Annotated in this window: 17 protein-coding genes, 1 pseudogene and 1 riboswitch; of the genes and pseudogenes, 9 read left to right on the top strand and 9 right to left on the bottom strand. The window is 73.6% G+C overall.

Annotation, left to right across the window (positions count from 1 at the left end; genetic code table 11):
- Positions 1-240 precede the first annotated feature (240 nt).
- From ACWDS7_RS33940 to ACWDS7_RS33905, 8 genes are all read left to right on the top strand, one after another.
- Entirely contained in the window at positions 241-1,398 is a 1,158-nt protein-coding gene (locus ACWDS7_RS33940) for an acyltransferase family protein (RefSeq protein ID WP_451932589.1), read from the top strand.
- Positions 1,399-1,485: 87 nt separating this feature from the next.
- On the top strand, positions 1,486-3,000 hold the full coding sequence (gene dop / locus ACWDS7_RS33935) for a depupylase/deamidase Dop (protein ID WP_306869132.1): 1,515 nt from the start codon (positions 1,486-1,488) through the stop codon (positions 2,998-3,000).
- 136 nt (positions 3,001-3,136) lie between these two features.
- Positions 3,137-3,253: riboswitch (cobalamin riboswitch) on the top strand.
- 30 nt (positions 3,254-3,283) lie between these two features.
- A complete protein-coding gene (locus ACWDS7_RS33930; RefSeq protein WP_306869134.1) occupies positions 3,284-3,478 on the top strand; it encodes a CbtB domain-containing protein in 195 nt (64 codons plus the stop codon).
- Positions 3,479-3,485: 7 nt separating this feature from the next.
- Positions 3,486-4,229 (top strand): CbtA family protein, encoded by a 744-nt coding sequence (locus ACWDS7_RS33925; protein ID WP_451932588.1) that lies wholly within the window; start codon positions 3,486-3,488, stop codon positions 4,227-4,229.
- Positions 4,226-4,789: a histidine phosphatase family protein gene (locus tag ACWDS7_RS33920; protein ID WP_451932587.1), complete on the top strand. Its 564-nt coding sequence runs from the start codon at positions 4,226-4,228 to the stop codon at positions 4,787-4,789. The genes ACWDS7_RS33925 and ACWDS7_RS33920 overlap by 4 nt, the downstream gene beginning before the upstream one ends.
- A gap of 23 nt (positions 4,790-4,812) precedes the next feature.
- On the top strand, positions 4,813-6,924 hold the full coding sequence (locus tag ACWDS7_RS33915) for a putative cobaltochelatase (protein WP_451932586.1): 2,112 nt from the start codon (positions 4,813-4,815) through the stop codon (positions 6,922-6,924).
- Positions 6,925-6,957: 33 nt separating this feature from the next.
- Positions 6,958-7,560, top strand: a complete 603-nt coding sequence (gene cobO, locus ACWDS7_RS33910) for a cob(I)yrinic acid a,c-diamide adenosyltransferase (protein WP_306869144.1) — start codon at positions 6,958-6,960, stop codon at positions 7,558-7,560.
- Positions 7,554-8,906: a cobyrinate a,c-diamide synthase gene (locus ACWDS7_RS33905; RefSeq protein ID WP_451932585.1), complete on the top strand. Its 1,353-nt coding sequence runs from the start codon at positions 7,554-7,556 to the stop codon at positions 8,904-8,906. The genes cobO and ACWDS7_RS33905 overlap by 7 nt, the downstream gene beginning before the upstream one ends.
- 72 nt (positions 8,907-8,978) lie before the next feature.
- Here ACWDS7_RS33905 and ACWDS7_RS33900 read toward each other — a convergent pair whose 3' ends face one another.
- The 3 genes from ACWDS7_RS33900 to ACWDS7_RS33890 form a co-directional block, all read right to left on the bottom strand.
- The gene (locus ACWDS7_RS33900) at positions 8,979-9,863 is read right to left on the bottom strand and encodes a serine/threonine-protein kinase (protein ID WP_451932584.1); all 885 of its coding nucleotides are present in this window, start codon (positions 9,861-9,863) and stop codon (positions 8,979-8,981) included.
- A gap of 216 nt (positions 9,864-10,079) precedes the next feature.
- Positions 10,080-10,901 carry a serine/threonine-protein kinase gene (locus ACWDS7_RS33895; RefSeq protein ID WP_306869153.1) on the bottom strand — a complete coding sequence of 274 codons (822 nt, stop codon included), beginning with the start codon at positions 10,899-10,901 and terminating at the stop codon, positions 10,080-10,082.
- A 100-nt stretch (positions 10,902-11,001) separates the two neighbouring features.
- Positions 11,002-11,406, bottom strand: coding sequence for a hypothetical protein (locus ACWDS7_RS33890; RefSeq protein ID WP_451932583.1), 405 nt, complete (start codon positions 11,404-11,406; stop codon positions 11,002-11,004).
- A gap of 229 nt (positions 11,407-11,635) precedes the next feature.
- On the opposite strand from ACWDS7_RS33890, the gene ACWDS7_RS33885 reads away from it, so the two are divergent.
- Complete coding sequence (locus ACWDS7_RS33885; RefSeq protein WP_306869159.1) at positions 11,636-11,845, top strand: ubiquitin-like protein Pup; 210 nt, start codon at positions 11,636-11,638, stop codon at positions 11,843-11,845.
- Positions 11,846-12,234: 389 nt separating this feature from the next.
- Here the strand turns inward: ACWDS7_RS33885 and ACWDS7_RS33880 are convergent, their stop codons facing one another.
- The 6 genes and pseudogenes from ACWDS7_RS33880 to ACWDS7_RS33855 form a co-directional block, all read right to left on the bottom strand.
- A complete protein-coding gene (locus ACWDS7_RS33880) occupies positions 12,235-15,015 on the bottom strand; it encodes a glycoside hydrolase family 38 N-terminal domain-containing protein (protein WP_451932582.1) in 2,781 nt (926 codons plus the stop codon).
- Positions 15,005-16,072, bottom strand: a complete 1,068-nt coding sequence (locus ACWDS7_RS33875; protein WP_451932581.1) for a Gfo/Idh/MocA family protein — start codon at positions 16,070-16,072, stop codon at positions 15,005-15,007. The genes ACWDS7_RS33880 and ACWDS7_RS33875 overlap by 11 nt, the downstream gene beginning before the upstream one ends.
- Positions 16,063-17,268 (bottom strand): CehA/McbA family metallohydrolase, encoded by a 1,206-nt coding sequence (locus ACWDS7_RS33870; RefSeq protein WP_451932580.1) that lies wholly within the window; start codon positions 17,266-17,268, stop codon positions 16,063-16,065. The genes ACWDS7_RS33875 and ACWDS7_RS33870 overlap by 10 nt, the downstream gene beginning before the upstream one ends.
- Complete coding sequence (locus ACWDS7_RS33865) at positions 17,265-18,320, bottom strand: ABC transporter ATP-binding protein (RefSeq protein ID WP_306869167.1); 1,056 nt, start codon at positions 18,318-18,320, stop codon at positions 17,265-17,267. The genes ACWDS7_RS33870 and ACWDS7_RS33865 overlap by 4 nt, the downstream gene beginning before the upstream one ends.
- Complete coding sequence (locus ACWDS7_RS33860; protein ID WP_451932579.1) at positions 18,317-19,141, bottom strand: carbohydrate ABC transporter permease; 825 nt, start codon at positions 19,139-19,141, stop codon at positions 18,317-18,319. Before ACWDS7_RS33860 ends, ACWDS7_RS33865 begins: the two co-directional genes overlap by 4 nt.
- Positions 19,138-19,409 (bottom strand): annotated as a pseudogene (locus ACWDS7_RS33855) (hypothetical protein); the annotation flags it as partial. The pseudogene ACWDS7_RS33855 and the gene ACWDS7_RS33860, both read right to left, overlap by 4 nt.

The raw sequence follows: 19,409 nt of genomic DNA, 5'->3' as shown, positions 1-19,409 counted from the left end.
GGCGTCACCGAGGATCGCGGTGAGGAACTCGCCGATGGCCGCGAGGCCCTCGGGGCTGTCGGAGTCCAGGCCTGGGCCGCGCCGTCCGGGGTCCGGAGACCGCGGCCCGCCCCCCGGCCCGCCGCGGGGCACCGTCCCGTCCGTCCCGCAAGTCAAGCGGCGTCACATGGAACCCAAATGATCTAAACGCCGTCCAAGTGGCGTGCATGAACATTTCGGCCCGGTCGTCAGGTGACCGGCGTGGGGTCCCGTGGAGCGGCTCGGGGGAGCGGCCGCCTCGCCGAGCTCGACCTCCTGCGTTTCGTCGCCGCCATGGCGGTGCTCGCCTTCCACTACTTCATCGCCTTCGCCTCGGTGTGGGGGGAGCGCCCGTCGGAGCTGTTCCCGGCGATCTCCACGCTGTCCGGCCTCGGCATCCTGGGCGTCGAGCTGTTCTTCATGATCAGCGGATTCGTCATCCTGATGAGCATCTGGGGCCGCGGGCTGGGCGCCTTCGCCCTGTCCCGGCTGGTGCGGCTGTTCCCCGCCTACTGGGTCAGCGTCGGCGCCACGGCCGCGGTCTACGGCCTGAGCGCCGCCACCGCGCTGGACCCCAAGCTCAGCGCCGGGGAGTACGGGGTCAACCTCACGATGCTCCAGCGCGCCTTCGGCGTCTACGACGCCAACGGCGTCTACTGGTCGCTCTGGGCCGAGCTCCGCTTCTACGTGCTGATCTCGGTCCTGGTGCTCGTCGGGGTGACGTTCAACCGCTGCCTCGTCTTCATGGGGGTCTGGCTGCTGGCGGCCGGGTTCTTCACCGGCAGCGAGGACAAGTGGGTCGACCTCGTGGTGATGCCCAAGTACGCGGCGTACTTCGTCGGCGGCATGGCCTTCTTCCTGATGACCAAGCACGGTCCCAAGCTGGTCCTGTGGTGCCTGGCCGGGATCAGCGCCGGCCTGGCGGTCAACTCGGCGCTCGACCGGGTCGCCGGGCGGATCGAGAAGGTCGGCTACGCCGCCATGCCCGTGCCGGAGTGGGCCGTCGCGGCCACCGTGATCGGTTTCTACGTGCTCATGGCGATGGTGGCGCTCGGCTGGCTGAGCCGGCTGCGCTGGCGCGGCCTGGTCGTCCTGGGCGCCCTGACCTACCCGCTCTACCTGTTCCACACCACGGCCGCCGTCCTGATCATCCCCGCCCTGCGGGACACGCTGCCGCCCTGGCTGACCGCCGTGGTCACCACGCTGGCCGCGATGGCCTTCTCCTATCTGGTGTACCGGCTGGTCGAACGGCCCGTTCAGGAGTTCGTCAAGGCCAGGCGCCGCCGCGGGGCCGCACCGCCGTCCGTACCGCCGTCCGCGCCGCCCTCCCCGCCCTTCCGGACGCCCTTCGCGACGGGCGAAACGGCCTCGGTGCCATAACTGTCTGGTCACCGGGCATAGTGAAGGGTCTAGGGTCGGGGATATATACGGCGGAGAAGTCAAGTCCCGGATGAACAGAGGGTGCGCATGACGGTACGGCGGGTGATGGGCATCGAGACGGAATACGGCATCTCCGTGCCCGGACAGCCGGGGGCCAACGCGATGGTGACCTCCTCCCAGGTCGTCAACGCCTATCTGGCCGCCTCGGCCGCCAGGGCGCGGCGGGCACGGTGGGACTTCGAGGAGGAGAACCCGCTGCGCGACGCCCGGGGCTTCGACCTGTCCAGGGAGGTGGCCGACCAGAGCCAGCTCACCGACGAGGACCTGGGCCTGGCCAACGTGATCCTCACCAACGGCGCTCGGCTCTACGTCGACCACGCCCATCCCGAATACTCCACTCCCGAGTGCACCAACCCGCGGGCCGCGGTGATCTGGGACAAGGCGGGGGAGCGGGTCATGCACGACGCCGCGGTCCGCGCGTCGGCGATCCCGACCAACGCCCCGATCCAGCTCTACAAGAACAACACCGACAACAAGGGCGCCTCCTACGGCTGCCACGAGAACTACCTGATGCGGCGGGCCACGCCGTTCGCCGACATCGTCAGGCACCTGACGCCGTTCTTCGTCTCCCGGCAGGTCGTCACCGGCGCCGGCAAGGTCGGCATCGGCCAGGACTCGCGGGGCGAGGGCTTCCAGATCAGCCAGCGGGCCGACTTCTTCGAGGTCGAGGTGGGCCTGGAGACCACGCTCAAGCGGCCGATCATCAACACCCGGGACGAGCCGCACGCCGACCCGGAGAAATACCGCCGCCTGCACGTCATCATCGGCGACGCCAACATGTCGGAGATCTCGACCTACCTGAAGCTCGGCTCCACCGCGCTGGTGCTGGCCATGATCGAGGACGGCTACTTCACCCGCGACCTCGCGGTGGAGAACCCCGTCCAGGCGCTGCGCGCGGTCTCCCACGACCCGACGCTCCGATACGAGATCGCGATGCGCGACGGCCGCAAGCTCACCGCCGTCCAGCTCCAGATGGAGTATCTGGAGCTGGCCCGCAAATACGCCGAGGAGCGCAGCGGCAACGGCGTGGACGAGCTCACCAAGGACGTCCTGGACCGCTGGGAGTCGGTCCTGACCCGCCTGGCCGAAGACCCGATGCAACTGTCCAGGGAGCTGGACTGGGTGGCCAAGCTGGAGCTGCTGGAGGGCTACCGCACCCGCGACGGCCTGGCCTGGTCCCACCCGCGCCTGCAGCTCGTCGATCTGCAATACTCCGACATCCGCCCCGACCGGGGCCTGTACAACCGGCTGGTCGCCCGGGGCCGGATGCAGCGCCTGGTCACCGAGGAGGAGGTCCAGCGGGCCATCGAGGCGCCGCCCGGCGACACGCGGGCCTACTTCCGGGGCCGCTGCCTGAGCCAGTTCAGCGAGTCGGTCGCGGCCGCCTCCTGGGACTCGGTCATCTTCGACATCCCCGGCCGCGAGTCCCTGCAGCGCGTCCCGACCTTGGAGCCGCTGCGCGGCACCAAGGCCCACGTGGGCGAGCTGTTCGACCGCTGCCGCACGGCCGCCGACCTGGTGAACGCGCTCACCGGCGAGTAGGGCCGATCCTGTCGCGGGGCGCCGGCCGGAGCGGGCCGCCGCCCCCCGGCCCGTGCCCGCCGAGGGCGCGGACGGCGTGTCCCACCCGGGTCCCCGGCGCCGCCCGGATTGACGGGCGGTGGAGAACCGGGGTACGTTCCGGGTGTTTTGTGGCGGTGCGAGGGAAATCCGGTGAGATTCCGGTGCGGTCGCGCCACTGTAACCGGCCCAGGGGCCGGGAGCCAGGTCACTCGGCCGCCACCGACCTACGAAAAGGGACGCGTCAATCCCGAAGGAGGTGGCCGTGAGCCAGATCTCGGCTCCGCACGCCCAGCCCATCCCATGGATCTCCCTCACCCGCTGGCTGCTCGCCGTACCGGTGCTGCTGCTCATCGCCTACCTGGTCGCCTTCGACCAGGGAGCGATCTCGCAGGCCGGGAACTACCTGCACGAACTCATGCACGACGGGCGCCATCTGCTCGGCGTCCCGTGCCACTGAGCCGCAAGTGATCATCAAACTCATCGTCCGGGGCATGCTCGTCGGGCTGCTCGCCGGGTTGATCGCGGCCGCCTTCGCCTACACCGTGGGCGAGCCGCGCATCGACCAGGCCATCGCGCTGGAGGAGGCGGCCGCCGCCCCGGCCACCGGATCCCACTCCCACGGCGAGGCAGCGCCCGCGGGGCACTCCCACGGCGAGGACGAGGCGCTGGTCAGCAGGGACGGCCAGCGCTTCGGGCTCTTCCTCGCCCTCGGCCTGTACGGGCTGGCCGTCGGCGGGCTGTTCGCCCTCGCCTACGCGGCCCTGCGCGGCCGGGCCGGGCCCAGGTCGGAACCGGCGCTCGCGGTCACCCTCGCGGCCGCCGCGTTCACCGCGATCGTCCTGGTGCCCTTCCTGAAGTATCCCGCCAACCCGCCCGCCGTCGGCGACCCCGAGACGATCAACCAGCGCACCGTGCTCTACCTGGTCGCCGTGGCCATCGGGATCCTCTCCGTCGCCGCGGGCGCGGCCACCCACCGCTACGCCGACCGGAGCGAGCCGTGGCTGCGCTGGGCGGCGGCCGGCGCCGCGGTCCTGATACCGGTCGCGGCGGCCTGGATCCTCCTGCCGGAGATCAGCGAGGTGCCCCAGGGCTTCCCCGCCGACCTGCTGTGGGACTTCCGGATCGCCTCCATCGGCACCCAGGCGGTCTTCTGGCTCGGCGTCGGCGCCCTGTTCGCCTTCGCCGCGCGCAGGCGCAGCCCGGTGTGACGGCCCCCTCGGGGGTCACGCGGCTGCTGCTGGTCTGCCACGCCTCGACCCAGGCGACGGTGCGGGCCGCGTTCCCGGGCGACGAATCGCTCGACGGACGCGGCCTGCGCCAGGCCGCCGGCCTGGCCGGGCACTTCGGCCACGGCCCGGCGGCCTGCGCCGCGGAGCTGCGCTGCACCCAGACGGCCACGGCGCTCGGCCTGCGGATCGACCCCGACCCGCTGCTGGCCGACTGCGACCACGGACGCTGGAGCGGCCGGACGCTGGAGGAGGTCGAGGCCGCCGAACCCGAGGCCCTCGCCGCCTGGCTCACCGACCCCGGCGCCGCGCCCCACGGAGGGGAGTCGGTCGCCGGGCTCCTGGGCCGGGTGGCCGGCTGGCTCTCCCACCGGGCCCCCGGCCGGACCGTCGCGATCACCCACCCCTCGTTCATCCGCGCCGCGGTCGTCCACGCCCTCGGCGCCCCCGCCCCCGCCTTCTGGCGCGTCGACGTCGCGCCGCTGGCCCGTGTCGCGCTCACCGGGCGCGGCGGGCGCTGGCGGCTGAGCTACCCGGCGTGACGACATCCAAGGAGATCCCGAAAGTGCGTGACCCGCGCTACCCCTTCACCGCGATCGTGGGGTCGGAGGAGCTGAAACTCGCGCTCATCCTCAACGCCGTCTCCCCCCGCGTCGGCGGGGTGCTGGTCCGGGGCGAGAAGGGGACCGCCAAGTCCACGATCGTGCGGGCGCTGGCGGCGCTCCTGCCCGCCGTCGAGGCGGTGGACGGCTGCCGCTTCTCCTGCGACCCCGCCGCGCCGGACCCCGAGTGCCCGGACGGGCCGCACCGGGACCGGACGGCGGCCGCGCGGCCCGCGCGCCTGGTCGAGCTGCCGGTCGGCGCCTCCGAGGACCGCCTGGCCGGCTCCCTCGACCTCGAACGCGCGCTCACCGAGGGGGTGAAGGCGTTCGAACCGGGCCTGCTGGCCGCCGCCCACCGGGGCGTCCTCTACGTCGACGAGGTCAACCTGCTCCACGACCACCTGGTCGACCTGCTGCTCGACGCCGCCGCGCTCGGCACCTGCTACGTCGAGCGGGAAGGGGTGTCGGTACGGCACGCCGCCCGGTTCCTGCTGGTGGGCACCATGAACCCGGAGGAGGGAGAGCTGCGCCCGCAGCTCCTCGACCGTTTCGGGCTGACCGTGGAGGTCCGGGCGTCGCGGGAGCCGTCGCAGCGGGCGGAGGTGGTGCGGCGGCGTCTGGAGTTCGAGGCCGGACCGGCCGCGTTCGCCGCCCGCTGGTCCGGGCAGGAGCGGGCGCTGGCGGCACGCATCGCCGAGGCGCGGGCCCGGGTGGCGGAGGTGGTCCTGCCGGACTCCGCGCTCCGGCAGATCGCCACGGTCTGCGCGGCGTTCGAGGTGGACGGCCTCCGGGCCGACCTGGTCACCGCGAACGCGGCGATCGCCCACGCCGCCTGGCAGGGCCGTACCGCCGTCACCGCCGACGACGTGCGGGAGGCCGCCAGGCTCGCCCTCCCGCACCGCCGCCGCCGCGACCCCTTCGACGCCCCCGGCCTGGACGAGTCCAAACTGGAGGAGATCCTCGACCGGTTCCCCGACGGCCCCGACGACGATCCGGACGGCCCGGACCCCGGCGGCTCAGACGGCTCAGACGGCTCCGGCGGGGACGGCCCGGGGGAGGGGGATCCCGCGGGGGACGGCCCCGGCCGGGACGCCTCGGTGGACGACGGCCGCGGGGAGGACGGCCCGGCGGACCGCTCCGGCCGGGACGCCGCCGGTGCCGACCACGCCCAGCCCGGCGCTCCGGCCGCCGGCACCGCGCGGCCCGGCGACCCGTCGCCGGCCGCCGGTCCGGGGCCGGCGGCCGGGGACGCCCGCCGCGACCAGACCTTCGACGCCTTCGACGCCGACCCGGCGCGGCCCGCCAGGCTGTTCACCGTCCCCGGCGTGGGAGCCGGCGCCCCCGGACGGCGGTCACGGGCCACGACCCCCCTCGGCCGGACCACCGGCGCCCGGGTCCCCCGGGGCCGCCCCGCCTCCCTGCACCTGAAGGCGACCGTCGGCGCGGCCGCGCCGTACCAGATCAGCCGGGGCCGGAACGGGCCCGGCCTGCTGCTGCGGCGCGACGACCTCAGGGAGGCCGTCCGCGAGGGCCGCGAGGGCAACCTGGTGCTGTTCGTCGTGGACGCGAGCGGGTCCATGGCCGCCCGGCAGCGCATGCGCGCGGTCAAGACGGCCGTACTGGGCCTGCTGCTCGACGCCTACCAGCGGCGCGACAAGGTCGGGCTGGTCACCTTCCGCGGCAGCCGCGCCGACCTCGTGCTGCCGCCCACCTCCTCTGTCGAGGCGGGCGCCGCCCGGCTGCGCGAGCTGCCCACCGGCGGGCGCACGCCCCTCGCCGCGGGGCTGCTGCGGGCCGCCGAGGTGCTGCGGGTGGAGCGCCTGCGCGACCCGGCCAGACGTCCGCTGGTGGTCCTGGTCACCGACGGGCGGGCCACCTCCGGCACCGTCGAGGACTCCCACCGCGCCGCCGGGCTGCTGGCCGGGGTGACGGGCGTGGTGGTGGACTGCGAGGGCGGGCACGTCCGCCTCGGCCTGGCCCGCTCCCTGGCGGAGCGGATGGGCGCCGAGACCGTGCGCCTGGACGACCTCACCGACCTCGCCGGGATGATCCGTGAGCGCCGGAGCGCCGCGTGACGGCGCCCGCACGACGATGAAAGGTGATCAACGATGCCTCAGGGCAGACCGGTCAGCGTGCCCGACGACGGCCTGACCACCCGGCAGCGCCGTACCCGGCCGCTGCTGATCGTGCACACCGGCCCCGGCAAGGGCAAGTCCACCGCCGCCTTCGGCCTGGCCCTGCGCGCCTGGAACCAGGGCTGGCCGATCGGGGTGTTCCAGTTCGTCAAGTCCGCCAAATGGCGCATCGGCGAGGAGCGCGCCCTGCGGGTGCTCGGCGACTCGGGGGAGGGCGGGCCGGTCTCCTGGCACAAGATGGGGGAGGGCTGGTCCTGGATCCAGCGGCCCGGCACCGAGGAGGACCACGCCGCCGACGCCCGCGAGGGCTGGGAACAGATCAAGCGCGACCTCGCCGCCGAGACGTTTCGCCTGTACGTGCTCGACGAGTTCACCTATCCGATGAAGTGGGGCTGGATCGACGCCGGCGAGGTGGTCGACACCCTGGCCCGGCGGCCCGGCGGCCAGCACGTCGTCGTCACCGGACGCGACGCCGACCCGCGCCTGGTCGCCGCCGCCGACCTGGTGACGGAGATGGGCAAGGTCAAGCACCCCATGGACGCCGGGCAGAAAGGCCAGAAGGGCATCGAATGGTAGCCCGCCTGGTCATCGCCGCCCCGGCCTCGGGGGCCGGGAAGACCACCGTGGCCACCGGCCTGATGGCCGCGCTGGCCCGCCGGGGGATGGCGGTCTCCCCGCACAAGGTGGGGCCCGACTACATCGATCCCGGATACCACGCCGTGGCCACCGGCCGCCCCGGGCGCAACCTCGACCCGTGGCTGGTGGGGGAGGAGCTCGTCGCCCCGCTGTTCCTGCACGGCGCGGCCGGGGCCGACCTCGCGGTGGTCGAGGGGGTGATGGGCCTGTACGACGGGGCGGGCGCGAGCGAATACGCCTCCACCGCGCACGTCGCCAGGCTGCTCGACGCCCCCGTGGTCCTGGTCGTGGACGCGGCGAAACAGAGCCGGTCCGTGGCCGCGCTCGTGCACGGGTTCGCCTCCTACGACACCCGGCTCAGGTTCGGCGGGGTGATCCTCAACCGGATCGGCTCGGCCCGGCACGAGGACCTCTGCCGCGAGGCCCTCGCCGAGAGCGGTGTCCCGGTGCTGGGCGCGATCCGCCGCAGCGACGCCGTCTCCGTCCCCTCCCGGCATCTCGGCCTCGTCCCCGCCGCCGAACGCCGGACGCAGGCCACCCAGGCCGTCGACGCCGTCGCCGCCCTCGTCGCCGGCTCCTGCGACCTGGAGGAGCTGGTACGGCTGGCGCGCACCGCGCCGCCGCTGCGCGCCCGCCCGTGGAGCCCCGGCCCGGCAGGGCCCGTCGCGGCGGACGCACCGGGGACGGCGGCCACAGGGACCGCGCCGGCCACGACGAGGATCGCGGTCGCCGGCGGCCAGGCGTTCACCTTCGGCTACACCGAACAGGCCGAGCTCCTGACGGCCGCCGGAGCGGAGGTCGTCACCTTCGACCCCCTCACCGACGAGGCCCTGCCCGAGGGGAGCCGGGGGATCGTCATCGGCGGCGGTTTCCCCGAGGTCTACGCGGCCGAGCTGTCGGCCAACGAGCCGCTGCGCAAGGAGGTCGCCGCCTTCGACGGGCCGATCTCAGCCGAGTGCGCGGGCCTGCTGTATCTCGCCCGGGAGCTGGACGGCAGGCCGATGTGCGGGGTCCTGGACGTCGAGGCCGGGATGACCGGCGCGCTCACCCTCGGATACCGGGACGCGGTGGCCGTCCGGGACTCGGTGCTGACCAGGGAGGGTGAGCGGTACCGCGGTCACGAGTTCCACCGCACCACCGTCCGGCCCGTGCCGGAGCGGCCCCTGTTCCGCTGGCGGGGCGGCGGCGACGGGTTCGCCGACGGCCGGGTGATCGCCTCCTACCTGCACCTGCACTGGGCCGGCGGCCCCCACCTGGCCGCCCGGTTCGTGGCGGCGTGCCGCTAGCGCCCGGTCCCTCCTCGGGCGGGCCGGCCCCGGCCGGCCCCGGTCGCGCGTCTCTCGCGAGGGCAGGCTGATCTACGATGTGAAGTGCTGGGGCCGGGCCGTGGGCAACCTCGGAGACGCGACCGCCACCCCCTCCAGCCGGAGGACCTCCGACAGCAGGCGCGCGGCCTGCCCGGCGCTCATGCGGGCCGCCGGATCGCGCCGGAGCAGCCCCTCCAGGACCGCCCGGAGCGGTCCGGCCTTCGTCGGCGGGTCCGGATTCCTGGTCATCGCCGTGCCCAGCACCGCCGGGGAGTCGGAGCCGGGATACGGCGCGCGCCCCTCCACCGCGAAATACAGGCTCGCCCCGAACGACCACAGATCGGCCGCCGGGGTCGCCGGCCTGCCCCACAGCCGCTCCGGCGCCAGGTAGCCGGGCGCGCAGCCGATCGGCACGGTCGTCGACGCGCTCGCCTCCCCGCTCAGCGCCGCGATCCCGAAGTCCGACAGCACCACCCGGTCGCCGGTCAGCAGGATGTTGCCCGGGTTGATGTCGCGGTGCAGCACACCCGCCCCGTGGGCGTGCCGTAGTCCCGACAGCAGCTGGAAGCCGATCCAGGCCGCCCAGTGGACCGGCAGGTGGCCCAGGTGCCGCACGGTCTCCTTCAGCGTGAGGGCCTCCAGCAGCTCCATCACGATCCAGAGCCGCCCGCCCTCCTCCAGCAGATCGTGCACCGAGACCACCGCCGGGTGGTTCAGCCGCCCGGCCGAGCGCGCCTCGCGCAGCGCCCTGTGTCGCGCCTCCTGCAGGTCCGCCCCGTGTTCCCGGAACAGTGGCTGAATTTCCTTGATGGCCACATTCCGGCGGAGCCGTGAATCGTGGGCGCGCCACATGATGCCCACGCCGTCCCGCCCGATCGGTGAAATCAGCTGATAACGGCCACCCAGTAGCCGTGTCTTTCCCGTTCCCGTTCCCATGAACCATCCGTTGCAGTAGAAGCCGGGCCCCTCAGCTGATTCATGTTTACATCTGGAACGGTGCACCCCGCCGCCGCCATAGGCGATCGCGCATAACGATTGAGTAGCACGGATAGCCGAGTATTGAAGGGATGCGGCGGAGTTTTGATTGCCTTCTTAATTCCGGCGGCAATCGGTGATCGGTGCGGTCCGGCGGTGCGGCCGGGCCGCACCGGGTCAGGCCGCGCTGTCCGGCCGCACCAGACCAGGCCGCGCCGGGACGGCCACGTTGGCCAGCATGGCCGAGGTCTGCTCGGCGCTCAGCCGCGCCCTGGGGTCCTTGCGCAGCAGCCCGCGCAGGACCGGCTCCAGGGGGCCCGCCCGGCGCGGCGCGCGCGCCGGCTCCCGCAGCGCCTCCACCAGAGCGGCCATCGAGTTGACCGTGCGGAACGGGGTCCGGCCCTCCACCGCCATGTAGAGGGTCGCCCCGAACGACCACATGTCCGCCTCACGGGTGCCGCCCCGGCCGTGCAGCGCCTCCGGCGCGATGAACGCCGGCGTGCCCCGCATCGAGGTGTTGGTCGCCCCCTCGGGCGCGGCGAAGCCGAAGTCGGCCAGCACCACCCGGTCGCCGGTCAGCATGATGTTGGCCGGTTTGATGTCGCGGTGGATCACCCCGCCGTCGTGCGCGTGCCGCAGCGCCTCCAGCAGGCGGCGGCCCATCGCGGCCACCAGGTCCGCCGGGAGCGGCCCGGCCTGGACCAGCGTGTCGTGCAGGGTCAGCGCCTCCAGGAACTCCATGATGATCCAGAGCCGCTCGGCCTCCTCGGCCAGGTTGTGCACCGTGACGATGCCCCGGTGGCTCAGCCGCGCCGCCATCCGCGCCTCGCGCACCACCAGGCGCCGCCGCTCGGCCGCCTCGGGGCCGGGTGGGAGGACGATCTCCTTGAGCGCCACCTCTCGTTCCAGCAGCAGGTCGTAGGCGCGCCAGACGACGCCGGTCGCTCCACGGCCGACGGGGGAGACGAGTTTGTACCGGCTGGCGACGATGGTGCTCACCTGCCAATGATCGCAGTTTCGCCCCTCTCGGGCCTAACCGGAGCGGTCCGGGCGTGTCAGTAAGAACACGGAAATATACGAATCTACATAGTAAAGGCGGTCAGACGAGGCCGATGCCCAGCAGCAACGTCCCGGCACCCAGGGACACCCCGCCCAGGACCGTCAGCCAGATCAGCCTGTTCGGCTTGGTGTCGGAGGGGCGGACGACTGACAGGAAGAAGCCGATCGGCATCAGGATCGGTGCCGCGACGACCAGGATGCGGGTGAGGGTCTTCAGGCCGTCGGACAGGTCGGCCTGGTCGACGTAGACCATCGCGACGAGCGCGAAGAGCACCAGGATGCCCGCGTGCGCGTGCCCGGCCCGCCACAGGCCCCGCCGTACCGGGTTGTCCAGGTAGCCGGGGATGCCGCGCATGATGTGCGCGAGCAGGGAGACGCCGCCGAAGGCGATGGTGGGAACGGTGATCAGGAGCACTCCGGCGGTGCTCAGCGATGCGGGTGACATGGGGGTCCTTCCATTGGATAGCTACGCTAGCCAATTATTGGATAGGACCACTATCCAGTCAAGTGGGGAAGGATTTGCCTCGGAGGGGCGGTAGCGGGTTCTCTGACAGGCAGGACCTCGGAGCGGCCGCGACGTGTTCTCGCGAAGATCGCGGGACGATCCGCGCGAAATGTCTCCCGGTTCGGGGAAGATATGAAGCACAAGCGTCCCCCAAGCGGAGGTGCCACAGATGGCGAGCAAGGAGACCGGCGGGCAGAAGCACGGCAGCCGGAGCGACAAGGACGTGGAGGAGACCACCACGGTGGACACCTCCGACGTCCAGGAGCGCAACGAGAAGCTCTCGGACGACGTCGACTCGATCCTCGACGAGATCGACGAGGTCCTTGAGGAGAACGCCGAGGAGTTCGTGAGGAGTTACGTCCAAAAGGGCGGCGAGTAGAAAACGGGCCCGGATAAACGGTCAGGGGTGAGGTGGATTCAACGGTCAGTCCGGAAACCCGTCCCGGCCGCGGGCCGGTCGCCGGGTCCGGGCCGGCACGCGGATGGCGGACGGCCGCGCCCGCCATTGCGAGGAGCACTTCCCGAAGGGGCTCCACCTCGGACCGCCGTAAACGGAGGGCTGGGCGGGGGAAGACTCTCCGGGCGCGGCCCGGGGTTTCCGAAGGGACGAATACTGTCCGAAATACATAAGCGCCAGTTCGCACACCGAATTTCAGCCGTAATCAATCACAGTCTGACGGGCATGCCGCTTGTCGGGGGCCCGGCCGCACCCACCTGACACGCTCCGGTGGGATCACCGGCCATGCCGCAGGGTGAGAAGGGACGCGCTCAGCCCGATCTCGTCAGGTGAACGGTCGCGATCTCGAAGGGGCGCAGCGGCAGCCGCACCACGCCGCCGGCGACCTCCAACCGCCCGCCCGCCACGCCGAGCACGTCGGCGTGGCGGGCGGTGGCGAACGGGCCGCGGATGACGGCCTCGGTGGCCGAGGGGTGCTCGGCCACGAGACGGATCTCCAGCACGTCGCCGCGCTCGCGCAGCGCCGTGAGCACCACTCCCGCGCCCTCGACGGCGATGGGCGCGCCGGCGCTCCCGGCGGACGCGCCCGGGGAGGCGGCGGGGAGGCGGCCCGACCCCGGCACGGCCAGCAGCGCGTGCCGATACTCCTCCGCCAGGCGCGGCAGTCCCGCCTCGTGCCAGGCGCCCGCGTGGGGCAGTACGGCCAAGCGCGTCGCGACCGGCCCGGGGCACTGGGCGGCGGGGGTGGGGAGCTGGGGGCCGGCGGGCTCGTCGCGGTAGGCGTTGCGGTCCCTCGACAGCAGCCCCACCGAGCGGATCAGGGTGAGCGCCAGCTCGCCGCCGGTCAGCTCGTACTCGGTCACCTGGTCCAGCAGGACCGCCAGGCCGCCGGCGGTGACGAAGCCCTCGGCGGGGAAGGTGGGCAGGGGGGTCTCGCCGCAGCCGCCCTCACCCGTCAGGCCGCGCCGCACCACCGCGAGCTGCCCCTCGGAGAAGGACTCCGCCGCCGGCCGGGGGAGCGGCGCGTGCCAGCGGACCCGGTGGTCGCGGCAGCGGTTGTCGAAGGAGATCTCCAGGCGCAGGTAGGGTTCGCCCGCCCGGAGCTCGGCCCGGGTGGTGACGGTGACGTTCTCGGTGGTCTCCGAGCGGGCCTGCGGCGTGCTGCCGGCCGGCCAGGCGTACTCGCGGCGGATCTCCAGCACCGACACCAGCGGCCCGGCGCAGACGCTCTCCACCTCGACCCTGACGGGGGTGTCGACGAGGGCGTCGGTGTGGGGCGGGGCGTGGTTGTAGGTGTCGCCGGCGTCGCCGCCGTCGACGACGCGGCCCACGCCGTGGGCCTCGGCGCCGGCCGACGACAGCGACAGGGTCCCGTCGGCGGCGACGGTGACGCGGAGCAGGCCGTTGTCGAGCGTGCCGTCGGCCGGGCGCTCCCAGCCGGGCGGGTCGGCCGCGGCGGCCCGCGCGGGTGCGGAGGTCAGCACGGTACGGCCCAGCGGCGCGACGGTGACGTGGGCGGCGACGGTGACGACGGGCTCGGCGAGGGTGCGCACCCGCCAGGGGCCCGGCCGGGCCGCGGCGCTGCGCAGCACCGCGGCCCGGAGGTCGGCGTAGTCGTAGCCGGAGGTGGCGTGGCGGCCGACGACGACGGTGAAGACGTTCCCGGAGGCGTCCGTGGAGCGGCCTGCCGGCCCGTCCGCGCCGGGGCCCACGGGTCCGTCCACGGAGCCGGCCGCGGGGCCCTCCGGGAGTCCTTCCGCGGAGGCGGACCAGGAGACGATCTGCAGGCCGAACAGCTCGCGCTCGTGAACCCGGCCGAGGAGCCGGGTGAGGTCGTCCATGACGGTCTCGTCGAGGAGGGTGGGGGCCAGCTCCAGCCGCTGTGACGGCACCCGGCCGCCGTCCGGGGCTGACAGGGCGGCGCGGCTGTCGGGCAGGTCGGCCAGGACCAGGGCGGTGCGCGGGAAGGGCGAGGGGTTGACGACCACGAGGTCGTCGCGGCCGGCCCGGTCGGCGAGGGAGGCGCTGACCATGTCGACGACGGCCTGGCCGATCTGCTCGGCCTCGGCGATGCGGGCGGCGACCTGCTGGGCGGTCTCGTCGGCGCCGCAGCCGGTGATGGAGTCGTGGCCGCTGCAGGCGATGAGGCGGCGCCAGGCCATGTCGAGCAGTTTCGAGGCGGCCGTGCTGCCGGGCAGCCAGAGCGCCGCCAGGGGTTCGGCGTAGCGGGTGACGACGCGCTCGGCGCGGGCCATGGCCTGTTTGGCGGGCATTCGGGCCGAGAGGACGCCGGGCAGGATGTTGGCCCGGGCGTGGGAGCGCAGCTCGCCGTGGACGGCCGGCAGGCCCGTGACGGCGGGGTCCTGGGCGGTGACGTAGTCGTGGAGGGTCGCGACGCGCAGCCCGGCGGCGGTGATGTCGGCGGCCGGGGCGCTGTGGTCGGCGCCGTACATGGCCAGCAGGGGGCCGGTGGGACGCCAGGGGCGCATGGTCTCGGTGAAGGCGGCGAGGCGGTCGGCGAGCGCCTCCGGAGGGCCGCTGAACAGGGCGACGGCGTTGCCGTACCCGCCGGGGAGATACTGGGTGCGGATCGCGGTGCCGTCGGCGCCGACCCAGGCGAAGGCGTCGCGGTCGACGGAGGCGGGCACGCCGCGCCACAGGCAGGCGTGTCCGAGGCCGGCCTGGCGCAGGATCTGCGGCATCTGGGCGCAGTGCCCGAACTGGTCGGGCAGATACCCGACCCGCATGACGCCGCCGAGCTCGGCGGCGCCGCGCATGCCGTACTCGAGGTTGCGGATCAGCGTCTCCCCGGCGCAGAGGAACTCGTCGGCGAGGATGAGCCACGGTCCGGCGGCGAAGCGGCCCTGCGCGATGAGCCCCCTCACCTCGGGGAGCCGTTCGGGGCGGATCTCCAGATAGTCCTCCAGGGCGGCGAGCTGGCCGTCCATGGTGAACCGGTAGTCGGGGTCGGCGGCCATGGTGTCGAGGACCTCGTCGAGCATGCGGACCAGGCCGAGCCGGAACCGCTGGAACGGCAGGTACCACTCGCGGTCCCAGTGGGTGTGCGGGACGACCACGATGTCAGGCGTCATGCGCCTCGCCTCCGATCGCCGGTCCGGCGACCGACCTGATGATTCTCTGGGCTGTCACGATGTCGGCCAGGCCGCCGGCGAGTCCGGTGAGCGGGGCGGTGCCCTCGGTGGCGAGGGCGTGGAAGGCCTCGAGCTGGCGTTCGAACGCCTCGGACACGTCGCGGTGGACGGTCCTGACCTCTGTCGTCCCGTCCAGGGAGCTGGCGGTCAGGACCGTGGGGGCGTTCATCAGATAGGGGGAGGGGAAGACCAGCTCCAGCGTGCCCTCCTCGTGGTGGACGCTGACGGTCTCCCGGTAGGCGGGGTGGCCGGGCAGGTAGTGCCAGCGCAGGCTGTAGCGGCCCTGCCGCAGGGCTCCGCCGACCTCGATGGAGGGCCCCTCCCACACGGCGGTGTGCTCGACGGTGGAGGGCGGGCCGCTGAAGGTGCGCATGAGCGCGAGGTCGTGGCAGAGGCTGCCGAGCACGACCCCCGAATACAGCGACCTGATCGGTGCGGGCGCGGCCCCGAGGGCGGTGTCCAGGGCCTCCTCGTCGGCCCTGATCCACGGTCCGAGGGCCGCCGGGGACGGCCGCGAGGGCCGGACGCGGGCGAAGGCGAGCTGGGCCTCGCCGGTGGGGTGCAGCACGGTGACGTCCAGGTGCCGGACGGTGCGCCCCTCCAGGAGCGCCACCGCCCGCCGCACGGCCGGGTCGTACTGTTTCATGTAGCCCACCATCAGCCGCGTCTCGTTCTTCAGCGCGCGCGCCTCGGCCTGGCTGTAGGCCAGGGGCTTCTCGCACAGTACGGCGAGGCCGCGCTCCAGGGCGGCGGCGACGAGGGCCCCGTGGGTTCCGGCGGTGAGCACGACGAGCGCGTCGAAGCCGCCCCGGTCGAGCATCGCCATGGGGTCGGCGCACCAGCGCGCCCCGAGCCGCCGCCCGACGGACTCCGCCTGCGCGGGGTCGAGGTCGCACACGTCGGTCACCTCGAACAGCTCCCGGCGCCTGGCCAGCAGGGGCAGGTATATGACCTGCGCGGCGACGCCGAGTCCGGCGACCGCGATCCTCACGTGCACAGTGCCATCACCTCGTTGCGGAAGGTCTCCAGCCGGTGGGGGCCGGGCCGGGCCGGGACGGTGACCCGGTCGCCGACGACGGCCCGCCGCATGTCCGGCCCCCACAGCACCAGCCCGTCGCCGCCGACGATCAGGAAGTCGTCGCCGTGGCGGAGCAGCAGCGGCCCGTCGGGGGTGGCGGACACGGCGGTGGCGCCGGCGCGCAGCCCCTCCAGGGGGTCGCCGCCGAGCACCCAGGTGGTGGGGTCGCCGGGCGGATGGCCCTCCTCGGGCCGGTGGTAGTCGCTGCCGCCGACCATCGCCGCCCCCGCCGACCAGACCTGGGTCCAGGCCAGCGGCGCGCCCCAGGTCCGGTCCCACCAGCTCCAGTGCCACACCTCGACGGCGGGCGGCCGCGCGGTCATGGGGTGGCGCCAGGCGCAGTCGCCGGCGACGGGGTGGTTGATCGACAGCACCCCGCCCCTGTCGCGCACCTCCTGGGCCCACCGGTCCGGGCTCTGGCGGAAGTCGATCCAGCCGATGTCGCCGAAGGCGTTGGCGTGGCCGAGATCGGTGGTGACCTCCTGGCCGGGGACGAGGGTGATGGAGGCGAAGGTGGCGGCGGCGGGCAGCTCGGCGTGGTGGCTGACGGTGTTGTGGTCGGTGACCGCGAGGAAGTCCAGGCCCCGGTCGGCGGCCAGGCAGGCCAGCTCGGAGACGCTGAGCGAGCCGTCGGAGTGGACGGTGTGGGCGTGCAGGTCCCCGGCCAGCCAGCGCAGCCCGCCGAGCGAGGGCAGGCCGCGCCGGGTCGCGGCCGGCTCGCGGGGCGGGGGAGGGGGCCGCAGGCCGGGCCGGGCGGGCGGGGTGAGGGGTGGGGACAGGTGCGGGATGACCCTCAGCTCGTACGGCAGGCCGCCCGGCGGGACGCGGTGGAGGCCGAGGAGGACCCGCCAGAGGCCGGGCTCGGGCTCGCCGGACAGGTAGCCGGGGGTGGCCCAGGCGGGGGTGATCGTGTATTCGGAGCGGGCGCCGCCGGACCAGCCGCGGAAGCCCAGCGGCCCGTGGCAGCCGAGGTCCAGCACACCCGCCGAGCGGTCGTAGGACAGCCGGACGGTGAAGCCCCGGGCGTCGGCGGGCAGCTCGAACGGGACGTCGTGGACGGGGGCGGCCAGCCGGTCCTCCAACGTCCACCGGCCGGTGACGCGCAGCGCCCTCATGCCTGCCCGGCCAGTCGGTCGTCGCGGTAGACCAGGGCGCGCCCGCGCCGGGGGACCGCCCAGGCGGCCGCGCCGACGGCGGGCTCGTGACCTTCGGGGACGACGGCCTGGACGAGGTGGCCGGCGCCCTCCAGGGTGACGAGGGTCGCGGTGCCGAGGTTCTCCAGCACGGCGACCTCCCCGGCGAACCCGTCGTCCCTCCTGGTGGCCGACAGGTCGGTGTACTCCGGGCGCACGCCGTACACGACCCGCTCGCCGTCGGGCAGCCCCTCGGGCGCGGGCAGCACCGCCCCCGCCACGTGGAGCGCGCCGCCGCCGGCCTCGCCGGGCAGCAGGTTCATCGGGGTGGCGCCGATGAAGGAGGCGACGAAGGTGGTGGCGGGCCGGTGGAAGATCTCGGCCGGGGTGCCGACCTGGGCGATCCGCCCGGCGTCCATCACCGCGATCCGGTGGGCCAGGGCGAGGGCCTCGCTCTGGTCGTGGGTGACGAACACGGTGGTGACGCCGAGCTCGTCCTGCAGGCGCTTGAGGAAGGTGCGGGCCTCCAGGCGGAGCCGGGCGTCGAGGTTGGACAGGGGCTCGTCGAACAGGAAGGCCCGGGGACGGCAGGCGATGGCCCGGGCGAGCGCGACCCGCTGCTGCTGGCCGCCCGACAGCTGCCCGGGACGCCTGCCGAGCAGCTCGGTCAGGCTGAGCCTGGCGGCGACCTCGGCGGCCCTGGCCTCCCGCCGGGCGCGGGGCGTCTTCTTGATCCGCAGAGGGTAGGCGATGTTGGCGGTGACGTCCATGTGGGGGAAGAGGGCGTAGTCCTGGAAGACCATGGCGACGTCGCGGCGGCCGGGCGGCAGCGCCGTCACGTCGCTCCCGCCGATGGCGATCCTTCCGGAGGTGGGGGTCTCCAGGCCGGCGATGCTCCGCAGCAGCGTGGTCTTGCCGCAGCCCGACGGGCCCAGCAGCGCGAAGAACTCCCCCTCCCCGACGTCGAGGTCGAGGGAGTCGAGCGCCCGCGCTCCCCCGGGGAACACCTTGGTCAGACCCTGCACGGAGATCACCGCTTGATCCCTCCATGGAAGCGGAAGCCGTACCTGCTGCTGACGAACAGATACATCAGTACCACCGGCAGCGAGTAGAGCAGTGAGAACGTCGAGATGAGGGCGAGGTCGGGCTGGCCGCCCTCGGTGTAGAGGGTGTAGAGGACGACCGCGCTGGGGGACTTGCCGGGGTCGCGCAGCAGGATGTACTGCATCAGGAAGCCACCCCACACGCTGGCCACCGCCCACACCGCGACCGTGGCCAGGCCCGGCCGTACGAGGGGGACCACGATGTGCCGCAGGATCTGCAGCGGGGAGGCGCCGAAGACCCGCGCGGACTCCTCGTAGGAGGTGGGGGTGGCGTCCATGAAGTCCTTGAGGATGAAGATCGCCGCCGGGAGCAGGCCGCCGGAGACGACGAGGACGACCCCGAGGTGGGTGTCGACGAGGCCGAGCCGGGTGGCCAGCTCGAAGATCGGCACCATCGCGGCGGTGCCCGTGACGACCGACGAGAGCAGCAGCAGCACGTACAGCAGGGCGTCGCGGCCGGGCACCCGGACCCGGGACAGGGCGTAGGCGGCCAGCGCGGCCAGGACGACCACGGTGACCGCCGCGCCGCCCGCCTGGATCACGGAGTTGCCGATGGAGCCGAGCGCGTAGGGGTTGTCGAGGATGGCGCGGAAGTTGTCCAGCGTGAACTCCGGCGGCGACACCGTGACGGAGGGGTGCGCGTCGAAGGGCGCCGAGGCCAGCCAGAGCATCGGCAGCGCGAAGAAGGCGACGACGACCGCGAGGAAGGCGGCCGAGGCGAGCCGGCCCAGCACGTGCCCGACGAGGTTCACCCGGAGACCTCCCGCCGGTCGCGCAGCAGGCGCAGGTAGGCCAGGGCGAAGACGAGGTTGATCAGGAGGATGAGGAAGGAGACGGCGGCGCCGAAGCCGAGCTGCCCGCCGCGCAGGGCGGTGCTGTAGACGTAGAAGGGCAGGATCTCCGACCGGCCCTCGGGTCCGCCCGCGGCCACCACCAAGCTCGCCAATGAGGGATACATCAACCCCATCCCCGGCCGAGGCACATACGTGCTGCCCAAGGACCGGTGGCCGCAGGAGTAGC

The sequence above is a fragment of the Streptosporangium sp. NPDC003464 genome (assembly GCF_053588315.1).
The sequence above is the reverse complement of the archived record's forward strand: the minus strand, read 5'-3'. Positions and strand labels throughout refer to the sequence as shown.